A 13,979-nucleotide genomic window follows, 5' to 3' on the forward strand; every position below is an offset into this window, starting at 1 on the left:
TTAACTTCGACATCTTCGATCTTGTTACCGACAATTTCGGTGGTGCCGTTGGCGCGTTCGAGCACTTTTTTCGCGCGCGCCCCGGGATGCCCACCGTTAACCCCCAAGGCGGCACGAACCAGCGGTCATCGTGGATCGCAATCGCCCCGTCAGCGAGAAAGCGGTAGGTCATATGGATACCGTTGCCGCCGCGATGCAGGCCCGCACCGCCGCTGTCTGGTTCGGTCGAATAGCGTTCGATCCGCAACGGGAAGTAACGTTCGAGGAATTCGTTCGGGACATTGGTAAAGCCCGGCCACAGCGAGTGCCCGTCCGGCCCATCGCCCAATGGCCTGCCCGGAATGCCCCCGAACCCGATCTGGAACAGCTGGAACCAGTCGCGCGAACCGCCACTTGTATCCCAACCCGAATAGAACAGGTGGGGCGAGGACGAGAACCCGGCTGCATTGAGAAACTCTGGCGTCCCCTGCCCCAGCAATCCCCCCAGAATATCGAAAATTCGGCCAAGCGCATGGGTGCGGCCCGAGAGCGCGGCGGGGAATTGCGGTTTGAGCAGTGATCCTTCGGGGATGCGGACTTCGATTAGGTCATAGAACCCGTCATTGAACATAATCTGCGGGTCGAAGACCATGATCATGTAGATGCCGAAGAACATCTTGAACATGTTCTCATTGAGGTAGAAATTGATCGACGCGGCGCTTTGCGGATCAGTCCCGTCGAAATCGAGAATAACTTTCTCGCCGTCGCGCCGCATCGTGCATTTGATCTTGTAGGGACCAAAGCCCTTGCCATCGTCGCAGATGTAATCCTCGAAGCTCTTCGGCTCTTCAGACACTGCCATAGCGATAAGCGCCTTCATAGCGCGATGGTTGCGGTCGAGCAGCTCTTGCGTTGCCGAGACATAGACATCATCGCCAAACCGCTCGGCCATTTCGATCACGCGATTGGAGGCAACCCGGCACGACGCGATAAGCGCATTAAGGTCGGCCTGACACCAATCGGGCTTCCGCGTCTGGTGCATAACGAGCTTCATCAGGTCGTCATTATACTCGCCTTTTTTCCAGATCTTGACCGGAGGAATGCGCACGCCTTCTTCGAAGATGCTGGAAGCGCCGATCGGCATGGAGCCCGGCACCATGCCGCCAATGTCGCTTTGGTGACCAAACATAGCGGTGTAGGCGATCAGGCGGCCATCCTTGAACACCGGCAAAAGGACAAGCCAATCATTCGAGTGGCTGATCGCCCCTTCGCAGGAATAGGGATCGGACAAGAAGATCATGTCGCCATCTTCCAGTGTGTCGTCATAGCCCTTCAAAAAGCCGTCGATGAAGCTGCCGAACTGGCCGACGATCATCTTGCCCGATGGGTCCGCGATTAAGGGAAAGGCATCGCCCTGTTCACGAATGCCGGGCGACATGGCGGTGCGCACCAAGGTCGCATCCATCTCGATCCGCGCGTTGCGCAAGGCGTTCTCAATAATGTCGAGCGTCACCGGATCGATCTTCACGCGATCAAAGGGCTTATTGTTGGTTTCGATGATTTGTGCTGGCATCGGGTTAGCCCTCCTTTTCTGGGTTGATGAGGATGTTGCCGACCTTGTCGACCGTGGCGATGCAGCCGCTTTCGACGAGTGTGGTCGAGTCCATTTCAGTAATGATGGCGGGGCCAGGGATTGTGTCACCCTGCCTCAACTTGCTGCGGTCGTAGATGACGGCGGCCTGCTCCTTGCCATCCATCCAGAGCGTGTGATCGCGGATTTTGGCCGCTGCCGGATCGCCTTCGCCTTTCGGCAGTTCGTTCGCGGGAAGCGCGGGTGCCTGCCCCAGCGCGACCGCGCGCAGGTTCACGATTTCATGCGGCGTATCCATGTTGAAGGTAAAGAGCCGCAAATGCTCCTCGTCAAAACGGGCAAGAACGCCTTCGATACCGTTTTTCTCGAGCACCTCTTTGTCGATCGTCAGCGGCACTTCGAACGCTTGCCCGGCATAGCGCACATCGACTTCGAATTGGGTGGTGATCTGGCTTTCATCGACGCCATCAGCCAGCAATTCGCCGCGGGTCTGCTCAGCCATTTCGTCAAGCACCGCTTCGAGATCGACGATGCTGGTGTCTTTCGCAAGCTTGGAGAAGCTGCGCGCAGTTTCGGTGCGCATCTGTGTGGTTGCATCACCCAAGGCGCAGAGCACGCCGGGCGAAACAGGTGATACCGCCGGCCAACTGCCCATCAACTTGGCTACGGCGTTCACATGCAGCGGGCCCGCACCGCCAAAGCCCATCAGCGCGAATTCGCGCGGGTCATAGCCTTGCTGAACCGAGATCATGCGCAGCGCGCCAAACATGTTTTCGTTCACGATGTCGATGATGCCGCGCGCAGCCTCCATCAGGCTTACACCGAGGGCATCGGCGATGGTCTGCACCGCTTTTTCCGCGCCTTCACGGTCAAGCTTGAATGATCCGCCCAACAGGTCTTCGGGCAGATAACCGAGCACGACATTGGCATCAGTCACGGTCGGCAACTCGCCGCCCTTGTTGTACGCGACTGGTCCCGGCACTGCCCCCGCGCTTTCCGGGCCGACGCGCAGCGCCTTCGTGAGTTCGGGTACGTGCGCAATCGAGCCGCCGCCTGCGCCCACTGTCTTTACATCAAGCGCCGAAGCGCGAACCGACAAGTGCCCGACTTCGGTGGTGCGCACTCTGCGCGCCTCAAGCCCTTCGATCAGCGCCACATCGGTCGAGGTCCCGCCCACATCGAGCGTCAGGATGTTCTTCAGCCCTGCATTCTTCGCCACCCATTTCGCTCCAGTGACGCCGCCGGCCGGGCCGGACATCAGTATGTTGACGGGATGCTCCTCGGCCTTGTGGCTGCTCATCAATCCGCCGTCCGAGCGCAACAGCGAGAGCTTGCCTTTAAGCCCCTCATCCTCGAGCTTGATGCGAAGGTTGGAGACATATTTGCTCACGACCGGACGCACGTACCGCGTTGGCGACGGTTGACAGCGTGCGCTCATATTCCTGCATTTCAGGCAGCACTTCGTGGCTGAGCGACACGGGGATACCGGGCAGTTCTTCAGCGGCGATTTCGCCAATCCGCTTTTCGTGCGCGCCGTTCACATAGGCATTGATGAGGCTGACCGTCAGCGCTTCAATCCCCTGAGCTTTGAGCTTTTGCAGCGCCGCGCGCACGCCGTTCTCATCTAGCGGACGCACTTCCTGGCCATCGGCACCCATGCGGTACGGGCACTTCGACTGTGTCTTCGAGATGCGCGAGCGGTTGCGGCTTTGGCCAGACGATCCAGGCGGCGAGGCCGCCGGGGACGAAACTGCGCGCGATTTGCATGATGTCGCGGTAGCCCTCGGTCGTGACGAGGCCGACCTTGGCACCTTTCCCTTCCAGCACGGCATTGGTTGCAACCGTGGTGCCGTGGAGAAAATAAGCAATGTCTTTCGCGGACACGCCCGCCTCGGCGGTGATCGCCTTCACCCCATTGAGGATACCCTCGGAGCTGTCATGCGGCGTCGACGGCGTTTTGTGCCGCCAGAAGTTTCCCGTTTCCTCATCGAAAAGCAGGAGGTCAGTAAACGTCCCGCCCACATCAACGCCAAGCCTGTAAGTCATAGTCTCTCCCGGTTCTTCCGGATTAATGGGTCAGGCCGCGCGAGCGACCCGTGAAGGCAATTCGCGGCCCAGCTTCTCAGCAAAGCCGCGATTGGTTTGGACCACAGCGTCGAGATCGATGCCGGTCGCGATGCCAGAACGCTCCATCATGTAGATAAGGTCCTCGGTCGCGATGTTTCCGGTGGCGTTGGGGGCAAAAGGGCATCCGCCAAGGCCACCGAGCGATGCGTCGAAGGTGTGGACGCCAGATTTGTACGCCCCCCACGCATTGGCGATCCCCGTCCCGCGCGTGTCATGGAAGTGGCAGCGCATCGGGATTTTACCGCCCAGCAGATCACCAAGCCGGCCGAACAGATCCTCGACCTGAGCGGGCACACCCACGCCGATCGTATCGGCGAGAGCGATTTCGGCGGGGTCCTCCGCCGCCATTTCTTCGGCAATCGCGAGCACTACTTCTGGCTGCACTTCGCCCTCGAACGGGCAGCCGAATGCGGCGCTGATCGTAACCTGTGCAGACAGTCCTTCGGCCTTGGCGAAGCGGATCATGTCACGGTTCTCGGCGATCCCCTCGGCAATGGTCTGGCCCTGGTTTTTCTGCCCGAAAGTGTCAGAGGCGACGAGCACGCAGCCCGCCTGATCTATGCCCCGTTTCCCGCCTTCCTTCGTCGCAAGCCCGCGCAGCACGCCTCGCTTATTCAGCGTCAGGCCAATGTAAGTGATATCTTCGCGGTCAGGCAGGCCAGCAATCACATCCTCGGCATCGGCCATTTGCGGCACTCGCTTAGGATGGACAAAGCTCGCAACCTCGAGCCTTCGCACTCCACATCCGATCATGCGCTCGATCAGCGCCAGCTTGTCGGCGGTGGAAACGATATCCGGCTCATTCTGCAGGCCGTCTCGCGGCCCAACTTCGAGGACTTCGATATCTTTTGTATACATTATCGAACTAGGCTCGCTTCCTGGAGCGCTCTAGCTCAAGCACAGCCATCTCTTGATGAGCATCTGAATAGGCATGGAAAGCGCGACGTATATGGCCAGACATGATTGATTCTGCCCAGGCAGAGTCGCCTCGCTCAAACGCGGCTATCAATTCGTCATGCTCCTGATGCGAACGATGCAATTCGCGCTCATCATAATGATGGGCGGTCCGCCAAATTATAGGCTGCTCGATCAACGCCTGGAGCAATGTTTTCAGCCGTGTCGACCCCGCCGTTTCAAGTATCAGGGTGTGAAACTTCCGATTTTCCTCGAGAAAGACATCCACACCAGCAGGTGTTCGCGAAACCGCCCTGCCGATGGCTTCATTGAAGGATTTGAGGCGATCTACACCCTCAGTATCGATGCGCGTGGCCGCGCGGCGCGCCGCGAGCCCCTCAAGCATGGCGCGCAGTTCAAACGCATCTTCAATATCGTCGAGCGACCAGTCTGCAACGAAACTGCGCTGCGATTCAGTTCGCGTTATCAAGAGCTCAACCTCAAGCCTGCGCATCGCCTCGCGAACGGGAGTACGCGAGACACCGCACGCCTCAGCCAGCGCCTCTTCCCCCAGAGGGTCTCCCGGCGCAAGCTCACCTGAAACAATCATTTCGCGGATCGTCTCATATGCGATGTCAGAAGCTTTGGACATGATTCCTCTTTGAACCTTGACTGTGCGGTTTTGTATACAATAAGAGCGACGCTTCGCAACTGGAGTTTATCCAAGCGATCAAAATAGCGAGGAAATGGGGAAACAAATCATGAGATATGCCACCAAGATTTTTCTGTTCGCTTCGGTAGCCGCCATGCCGCAGTTTGCAGCCCCAGCCATCGCTCAAGACGCGAGCGGAAGTGCCGCCGAAGAAGCCACTGAAGAAAACGCTATTATCGTTACAGCTCGGCGCCAGAACGAGCGGCTACAAGATGTGCCGGCATCGGTCTCGGTTCTCACTGCTCAGGCACTCGAACGCACAGGCGCCGATAGTGCGGAAGACTTCGCTCAGCTTACTCCGGGCGTCACAATTGTCACCGGCACTGCAGAGGCAGGCGATACCCAGATCAACATTCGCGGTATAAATGGCGCGCGCGATGCAGAAAGCTCGGTCGCGTTGGTGGTTGATGGCATTCTCAAAACAAACACGGCCCAACTGAACCAGACCCAAGGCACGCTTCGTCAGGTTGAGATCCTCAAAGGTCCGCAAGGCGCTCTATACGGTCGGAATGCTGCCGCGGGTGCAATCGTGCTGCAAACACTAAAACCCGCTGATTTCTTCGAAGGCGGGGTCACTGCCTCTTATGCTAATGAGAACACCATCGAAGCGACCGGTCACATTGCCGGGCCACTCGGCGACAATCTCGGATTTGTCTTGTCAGGCTATTATCGCACAACAGACGGCTTCTTCCGCAACGAGTTCCTTGATGCGGATGTCGTGGACGATCAGGAAGTGTGGTCCGTCGACGGACGCCTTGTGGCCAATCTTGGTGACGCGACCGAAGTGGACATCAAGGCACGCTATTCGCAGCTGCGCGGCGCGTCGATCAACTTCAATTCTTCGTTCCACCTGCCAAATTTTGCAGGCGTAAATCCTGCGTTTTTCGAGGACGTGAACGAGCACCCTTTCCGCTATTACGGCAACATCCGCCCCACCAACGAGCAAGATAGCTTCGACATCTCGGCCAAGATAGAGCACGATTTTGGCGACGTGGTGCTGACGGCATGGGCGCTTTATTCCGATGTCGACCAACTGCTGACCGCTGATGGCACCTCGGCAGATTTTGCACGTTTCATCAGCGCGGCAGATCCGGCCGCAAACAACGTGGTCAACAGCTGCTTCTCTTCGACAGCGAGCCTTACCGGCTTCCCGGTCAACCAGCCCGGTTTCGTAGGCGCTCTGCCGGTGCCGTTCATTTTCGATCCCGTGAATGGTTCAACCTTCGGAGCTTACAGCCCAAGCACTTGCGATGGCACTCAGCTACAGATCCGTCAGCAATCGGACATCAGCGCCGAAATTCGCCTGGCATCCAACGATGGCGGTCCGCTGAACTGGCAGATCGGTGCCTATTTCCTCAATATTGACCGCGAAACCGGCGTCAGTATCGGCGGCGACACAGGCGCTGGCGTCAGCCGCGAACTGTTCAACTTGCCGGGAAGTGCCAACCCAACCTCGCTGCTCCTAAACGACGCGTTCGATACCAATGTCTATGCGATCTTTGGGAATGCCGAGTATCAGTTTGGCAACTTCACCGCCGGCCTGGCGCTTCGCTATGACATTGAGGACCGCTCTTCAGAGTCGCTCGTGCCTGCGGGTGCGCTCGATCCCTTCACCGGGGGCCCGATCAATCCTGGCCTTGCCTTTGGCGCATTCCAGCCGGTTGACGCGACTTTCAAACAGCTTCAGCCCAAGGTCAGCCTGAGCTGGCAGCCAAACCCTGATCTCAATTTCTACGCGAACTGGGGCATCGGCTTTAAGTCAGGTGGCTTCAACAATCAGGGTTCATCGGCAATCATCGACGCCAATTTCGTCCAGTTCATTGGCGCAGACGTCACGATCGAGGATCAATACGACAAAGAAGTTTCATCCGCATTCGAGGTCGGCGTGAAGGGCGAGATCGCCAACGGCGCGATCACGTTCGATTTGGCCGGTTATTACACTGACATCGACGACATGCAGTTCTTCGAGTTCTTCGTTGGTTCTTTCGGTCTGCTAAGGGTTGTCTCCAACATTGATGAGGTCGAAGTCTACGGCATCGAGTTCAATACTTCTGCCGAAATCGTCGATGGTTGGACTTTCTTCGGCTCAGTCAATGTCACCGAAAGCGAGATCAAAGCGAACAGTTCACGCCCGAGCACCGTTGGCAATAAATCGCCATACACCGCCGATTACACCATCAACCTCGGCACCGAAATCGACGTGCCCTTCAATGATAGCATCGACCTAATCGTGCGCGCTGATTATCGCATCACGGGCCCGACATGGTTCCACTCATTCCAAAACCAAGAAGCCCCGACACTCTTCTCTGGCCTGCTGCCAATCTCGGCTCTCGCGCTTCCAGACTTTGTCGGAAATGCGAATTATGGAGTGGCGAGACGCGACGCCTTTGGAGTGTTGAACCTGCGAGCAGGGATCGAAACCGGCAACATCACCGCAGCGGTCTTTGCGAACAATGCGCTCAACCGCGAATATCTCAATGAGGTGATCCCCGCCATCGAGTTTGGCGGATCCTTTATCTCGCCGGGCGCCCGCCGCCTTGTTGGAGTTGAAGTCGGGTTCAAATTCTAATAGCCAATCGGTCGATCACGCATCTGAAACGGAATAGATTGTGACCGGTTTGCAGGACAATTACGCCAAGGCCTATGGTCACAAGGCTGGCTTTGGTTCGCGCCCTGCGCTGGTCATGGTGGATTTTGTCGAAGCTTATTTTGATCCTGACTGCGACCTATACGCCGACGTTGACGATGTGCTTGCATCGGCCCTCAGAATACGAGAAGCGACGCATCACGCCGGCATCCCGGTCGTTCTGACGAATGTGGTGTACCACCCATCGACTTTGGATGGTGGGCGCTTCTATCAAAAGGCGAAGCCCCTGCGCTATTTCCTTCAGGGCAGTTCGATGGGCGCATGGGCGAAAGGGCTTGAGCCGCAGAGCAATGAGCTGGTCATCTCCAAACAATACCCCAGTGCGTTTTTCGGAACTTCTCTTGCGTCCACTCTCACAAGCCTCGGCGTCGACAATGTCATCCTCACCGGCCTAACAACCAGCGGCTGTGTGCGGGCATCTTGCGTTGATGCGATGTCTCACGGCTTCATCACTACGGTAGTCCGCGATGCGGTGGGAGACAGGCATGCAGACCCTCACGAAGCGAACCTGTTCGACATGGAAGCCAAGTATGCTGACGTTGTGAGTGAGACCGAGATTATCGAGCATCTGCAAAGCTTGGCTGGCCTCTGAACAAACTGCCGCATCAACGGCATAGGGGCAATCTTGGCGTCGTGACACTTGCAGTGTGGCGCGGCATGCGACATGGCGTGCGCAACGAGTCACGCACGGGATGCGCATAGATAATGTCAAACTCCAACCCTTTTGAGGACAAGCTCGTCACCGTCTTTGGTGGCGCGGGTTTCGTCGGCAATTACGTGGCGCAAAGCCTGCTTGAACGCGGGGCGCGGCTGCGCATTGCGAGCCGCAATCCGGAGAAGGGCTTTTCGCTGCAACCGCTCGCGGACCTCGGCCAGCTTCAGCTTACTCGCTGCGATATCACCAACGAGCAGAGCGTCGCTGCGGCGATCCATGGCGCTAGCTATGTCGTCAATCTCGTCGGTGTGTTCGCGGGCGACCAGACCAAGGTGATGGGTGAAGCCCCCGGCACGATTGCTCGGATCGCCAAGGCAGAAGGCGTCGAGGCGCTCGTCCATGTCAGCGCTATCACTCCCGGCGCCGACAGCACAGCCGAATACGCAAGAGCCAAAGCGCTCGGCGAAGAGCGCGTCATGGAGGCGTTTCCCCAGGCGACGATCCTGCGACCTTCGATCGTGTTCGGCAAGGACGACAACTTCCTCAACATGTTCGGGCAGATGATCTCGACCCTGCCCGCCCTTCCCGTGTTCGCACCCGATGCGAAGCTGCAGCTGGTCTATGTCGATGACGTTGCCGAAGCGGTTCTGCGCGCGCTTGAGCATCCGGCGAAACATGGCGGCAAGACGTTCGAGCTGGGCGGTCCGGAGCAGCTCAGCATGATGGAGATCAACCAACGCATTGCGGTACCGCGCAAGGGCGCGAGCGGCGCTTCATCGCCATGTCTGATAGCATGAGCGGTCTGTTCGCCGCGATCCCCGGCACACCGATGAGCCGCGATCAGTGGACCCTTCTCAAGCCTGGCAACGTCGTCTCGGGCGAGCATCCCGGCTTCAAGGAGCTGGGCATTGAGCCCAAGCCGCTGGGCCTCTTCCTCGACAAGTGGATGGTGCGATATCGGAAGTTCGGTCGGTTCGGATTGGAGAACTCGCGGAACGCTGGCTGACCAACGGCCAAGCTGCTGTAAACCGACCATTTTCGGGAGATATGGACCGCATGTTACACGGTCCTAGAGAAAACTCCTGCGCCGCTCGCGCACCTCAAAATCGCTCCATTAAATAAGAGGAAGAGGACAAGCATCCGGCCCCTCTACCCAGCCAAACTTGAGTAGGAAAACCGTAGCCGAAGCGCGGCCTAGCTCTCCGCTAAAGCGCGCTTCGATAGAGCTCCAGCTTGGCCGCATAAGCGCGCTCGGCAGCGTCCCTCGCATAGGCAGGACTGTCCGGTACGGTCCAGCCGTGATCGCCGGCGAACACCTCGACAACAGCGGGCCGACCCGCCGCATCGCTCGCCTCGCGGAGCGCGACCTTGTCATTGGGAGCTTCGGCGTCGTCATCCTGCGCGATGGCGAAGAGAAAGCTCGCTTCGGTGTCTGCCAGCAGCTTGTGCGAGCTCTCCTCATCCTCGCGTACCAAACCGCCCCCGTGGAAGCTCGCCGCCGCTTTCACTCGTCCCGGAACAGCGTGCGTCGAATAGACGGTGAATGGTCCGCCCATGCAGTATCCTTCAGCGCCAATTCCGCGCGCGCTATCAACCGCAGCCTGCGCATCAAGCCATTCGACAATCGCCCGTGTGTCGCTCTTGATCGCAAAGGAAGACAGCTTTTCGCGCATCTCACCCGCGCGGTCCCAACCGCCATCAGCGAAGCTCGCAAAGTCCGGCCAGATTACACCGGACACATCGCGATAATAGGGATTCACGATAAGCACCGAATAGCCATCGCTGGCCGTGCGCTGCGCCATCTCCAGATGCGACTGTCGGATGCCGGCAATATCAGGCCAATGGATAATCGCCGGAGCAGCGCCATCGGGCGCAGCAAAGAACCGCGCATCCATTGTGCCATCGGCGGTCGCAAAGCTGACCTCGCGCCCCGGCAACGCTGCATCCGATCCCTTGTCATCCGAAGCGCCACCAGAAGACGTCTCCCCGGAGGTATCACCCGGCGCGCAAGCGGCCACCGCAGCTGCTCCGGTTAGGACGCCAAATTGACGACGGCTCAGCGCAGCTTTCGCCCAGTTCTGCAGTTTGGTCTCATCGCACATATTGCCGCTCCAAATTCGTCAAAAAGCTAATACAAAGTAGACCACAGCAGAGGTGATGGACAAGCGGCGAATTGCGCGGCAACATGCGCGAAAAAGGGAGAGAGAAATGCGGAAACTGGGATTGACGCTCGCCGCTACGCTTGGTCTGGCTGGATGCGGGGGCATGGATTCTACAGACGGTGGCGATGGCATTACGCACGCCGCTTTGGTCAATGCTGGCGAGAACAGCACAGACTGGATCACCCACGTACCGCACCTATTCAGAGCAGCGCTTCTCTCCGCTCGATCAGATCAATACCGAAAGCGTAGATGACCTAGGCCTCGCATGGTTCGCCGATATGGACACCGCGCGCGGGCAGGAAGCCACGCCGCTAGTGATGGACGGCAATCTCTACCTCACCACCGCCTGGAGCAAGGTGAAGGCCTTTAAAGCGGCGACCGGCGAACCGCTATGGGATTACGATCCAGAGGTGCCGGGCGAGACAGCCGTCAAAGCGTGCTGCGACGTGGTCAACCGCGGACTTGCGGCCTTTGGCGACAAGTTATTTCTCGGCACGCTCGATGGGCGCTTGGTTGCGCTCAATCAGGATGACGGTTCGGTTGCGTGGGAGGTGCAGACCACCGATCCGACACAAAGCTACACCGTAACCGGCGCGCCGCGCATCATTGATGGCAAAGTAATCATCGGCAATGGCGGAGCCGAGTTTGGCGTACGCGGATATATCGCCGCTTATGATGTCGATGACGGCTCAGAGCTCTGGCGCTTCTACACCGTGCCAGAAGGCACGGAGGACGAAACCTCGCCCGAATACATGCAGGCTGCTGCCGAGACTTGGAACAAGGATGTTCTAGCCGGCAGCGATGCGATTGGCGGGGGCGGAACGGTTTGGGATTCGATGGCCTATGATCCCGACTTGGACCTGCTCTATATCGGAGTTGGCAACGGTTCCCCGTGGAACCGCGCTTATCGTAGCCCGGGAGAAGACGGGACCGGCGATGGCGACAATCTCTATCTATCCAGTATTGTCGCGATCAAACCGAGCACGGGCGAATATGTCTGGAATTATCAGACAACGCCGGGCGAAACCTGGGACTACACCGCGACGCAGCATATCATGCTCGCAGATATGGAGATTGAAGGCGAAAAGCGTCAGGTTCTGATGCAGGCGCCCAAAAACGGGTTTTTCTACGTAATCGACCGCAAGACCGGTGAGTTCATTTCAGCCAAGCCGTATGTCTCGGTCAATTGGGCGAGCGAGATCGACGAGAATGGCCGTCCGGTCGAAAACCCCGACGCGCGGATCGACAAGACCGGCCAGCCAGCGCTTGTCACTCCGGGCGCGCTTGGCGGCCATAATTGGCATCCGATGGCATTTCACCCGGATCAAAAACTGGTTTACATTCCAGCCTTCGAAGCAGCGATGGTCTACGCGCCGGAAGCCGACTGGAAGCCGGATCGTGCGCGCGGCTTTAACGTAGGCTTCAATCTGGGCGCAGGCGATCTTCCGCCTGACCTCGGCATCCGCCGCCAGGTTTACGGCACGGTCAAAGGCATGCTGCTCGCCTGGGATCCGGTGAAGCAAGAGGCGCGCTGGAGCGTCGAGCACCCCGGCCCGTGGAATGGTGGCCTGCTCGCCACGGGCGGCGATCTGGTGTTCCAAGGCAATTCGGGCAGCGAGTTCAGCGCCTACAATGCTGGCACTGGCGAGAAGCTGTGGAGCTTTGCCGCGCAAACCGGGATCGTGGCTCCTCCCATCACCTACACGGTCGATGGCGAGCAATATGTCGCTGTGCTCGCTGGATGGGGCGGCGCCTATGCGATCACCGCCGATGGCGAGCTGATCAATGCGCAAAAGCCGGTGAAGAACATCAGCCGCCTGCTAGTGTTTAAGCTGGGCGGCGAAGCGGAACTGCCGCCTGAGCCAGAGTTAGCTGCGCTGCCGCTCGACCCGCCTGCGAGCAGGGCGAGTGCGGAGACCATCGCTTTGGGCGGGCAGAAATACGCGCGCTATTGCGCCGTGTGCCATGCGCCAGCTGCGGTGGGATCGACTTTGCTGCCGGACCTGCGCCGCTCGGGCGCGCTCGGCAATGCCAAGACCTGGCAGACCATCGTCCATGATGGTGCGCTCAAAGATAATGGCATGGTTGGCTTTTCGGACTCGATGAGCACTGAGGAGATCGAGGCGATACGCGCTTACGTGATCCACCGCGCGAACGAGGACAAGGCGATTGACGGGGCCGAGAGGGTGTCGGCGCGTTAAACAGACCCGTTGCGGGCGAGCTTATTGAGCTGCGAAACTCGCTCCTAGCTCCGTGACCATCGCCCGCTCACGGCAGACCAAAGGCCCGTGGGTATCGCCACTTATCCCTACTCGCATACCACCGCTTGCTCGCGCCATCACCAGCGCCAACTCGGCGTGCTTGAATGCGTGATCGACACCGCCCCTTAGCGCTGTGATACCAACGCTCGCCGAAAGGCGCGGTTCGCGCGCAGTGGAACCGATCGCAAGCGCGGCAAAGGTTTCAAGTACATCATCGCACCAGATCTGCGCATCCTGCGTCGTCATGTGCGGCAAGATCACGCCAAAGCGACCACTGTCGAGATGGGCCAACTCCTGACCCTCATGCGCCATCGCTTGGAGGAATTGCGCAAAAGCCCACAGGATTTCGTCAGCCGCACTCCGACCATATTGCATCAGGATCGCTTTGAACCGGTCGACCTCGAACATCGCCAAAACATGATCACCCGGAGCTTTGAAGGCCCGCCGCATTTTGGCCGAGAAAGCTTTGCTGTTACCTAGTCCTGTGAGGGCATCGGTGGTTGCACTGGCGTGCAATTCGTTTTCAAGCACACGGCGTTGATCGACGGAACGCAGCAGGCCGATTGCCCCGCCCTCACTGCCATCATCGTTCTGAACCGAGCGCAGGCTCAATTCATGCCATTGTCGGCCTGACTGCCCTTCAGCCTCGTGGCTCTGCGCCAATGGAAATTCAAATGCGCGCTGGCTTGTCTCGTTCGCCAGAACGGCATCGACATGATGACGCAAATCTTCAGCATAAGTCACACATGCGAGATCGGCGATGTGCGGGTGAAAGAGGAATTGCGTTAGATCAATTCCCAACGCTGCTATGTTTGGTGACGCGTGTTCGATGAAGCCTCGCTCATCCAACTTAATGACGATATCACCTGCCGCTTCGGCCAATAGGCCATGCAGTACGGTGCCTTCCGTTGCACTTAATCCAATATCCATTGCCGTTTGCCCCCGGCTTTT

9 protein-coding genes and 2 pseudogenes are annotated in these 13,979 nt (G+C 58.5%); 5 read left to right on the plus strand and 6 right to left on the minus strand.

Annotation, left to right across the window (positions count from 1 at the left end; all coding sequences use genetic code 11):
- Nucleotides 1-5 precede the first annotated feature (5 nt).
- The 4 genes and pseudogenes from ACZ1GU_RS13490 to ACZ1GU_RS13505 all read right to left on the minus strand — a co-directional run.
- A pseudogene (locus tag ACZ1GU_RS13490) lies at nucleotides 6-1,552 on the minus strand (hydantoinase B/oxoprolinase family protein); the annotation flags it as partial.
- 4 nt (nucleotides 1,553-1,556) lie between these two features.
- Nucleotides 1,557-3,616 (minus strand): annotated as a pseudogene (locus ACZ1GU_RS13495) (hydantoinase/oxoprolinase family protein).
- A 30-nt stretch (nucleotides 3,617-3,646) separates the two neighbouring features.
- Entirely contained in the window at nucleotides 3,647-4,555 is a 909-nt protein-coding gene (locus ACZ1GU_RS13500) for a hydroxymethylglutaryl-CoA lyase (RefSeq protein ID WP_472648473.1), read from the minus strand.
- A gap of 7 nt (nucleotides 4,556-4,562) precedes the next feature.
- Nucleotides 4,563-5,243 (minus strand): GntR family transcriptional regulator, encoded by a 681-nt coding sequence (locus tag ACZ1GU_RS13505; protein WP_472648474.1) that lies wholly within the window; start codon nucleotides 5,241-5,243, stop codon nucleotides 4,563-4,565.
- A gap of 109 nt (nucleotides 5,244-5,352) precedes the next feature.
- Between ACZ1GU_RS13505 and ACZ1GU_RS13510 the strand changes: the two genes are divergently transcribed.
- The 4 genes from ACZ1GU_RS13510 (at nucleotide 5,353) to ACZ1GU_RS13525 (ending at nucleotide 9,611) form a co-directional block, all read left to right on the plus strand.
- Nucleotides 5,353-7,872, plus strand: a complete 2,520-nt coding sequence (locus ACZ1GU_RS13510; RefSeq protein WP_472648475.1) for a TonB-dependent receptor — start codon at nucleotides 5,353-5,355, stop codon at nucleotides 7,870-7,872.
- Nucleotides 7,873-7,912: 40 nt separating this feature from the next.
- Complete coding sequence (locus ACZ1GU_RS13515) at nucleotides 7,913-8,542, plus strand: isochorismatase family protein (protein WP_472648476.1); 630 nt, start codon at nucleotides 7,913-7,915, stop codon at nucleotides 8,540-8,542.
- A gap of 113 nt (nucleotides 8,543-8,655) precedes the next feature.
- Nucleotides 8,656-9,402: a complex I NDUFA9 subunit family protein gene (locus tag ACZ1GU_RS13520; RefSeq protein ID WP_472648477.1), complete on the plus strand. Its 747-nt coding sequence runs from the start codon at nucleotides 8,656-8,658 to the stop codon at nucleotides 9,400-9,402.
- Entirely contained in the window at nucleotides 9,387-9,611 is a 225-nt protein-coding gene (locus ACZ1GU_RS13525; RefSeq protein WP_472648478.1) for a hypothetical protein, read from the plus strand. Before ACZ1GU_RS13520 ends, ACZ1GU_RS13525 begins: the two co-directional genes overlap by 16 nt.
- A gap of 199 nt (nucleotides 9,612-9,810) precedes the next feature.
- Here the strand turns inward: ACZ1GU_RS13525 and ACZ1GU_RS13530 are convergent, their stop codons facing one another.
- The gene (locus ACZ1GU_RS13530; protein ID WP_472648479.1) at nucleotides 9,811-10,707 is read right to left on the minus strand and encodes a dienelactone hydrolase family protein; all 897 of its coding nucleotides are present in this window, start codon (nucleotides 10,705-10,707) and stop codon (nucleotides 9,811-9,813) included.
- 212 nt (nucleotides 10,708-10,919) lie between these two features.
- On the opposite strand from ACZ1GU_RS13530, the gene ACZ1GU_RS13535 reads away from it, so the two are divergent.
- Nucleotides 10,920-12,968 (plus strand): PQQ-dependent dehydrogenase, methanol/ethanol family, encoded by a 2,049-nt coding sequence (locus tag ACZ1GU_RS13535; RefSeq protein ID WP_472648480.1) that lies wholly within the window; start codon nucleotides 10,920-10,922, stop codon nucleotides 12,966-12,968.
- A gap of 21 nt (nucleotides 12,969-12,989) precedes the next feature.
- On the opposite strand, the gene ACZ1GU_RS13540 is transcribed toward ACZ1GU_RS13535, so the two are convergent.
- Entirely contained in the window at nucleotides 12,990-13,958 is a 969-nt protein-coding gene (locus tag ACZ1GU_RS13540) for a GGDEF domain-containing protein (protein WP_472648481.1), read from the minus strand.
- Nucleotides 13,959-13,979 lie beyond the last annotated feature (21 nt).

The sequence above is a fragment of the Erythrobacter sp. HA7-11 genome (genome assembly GCF_055693605.1).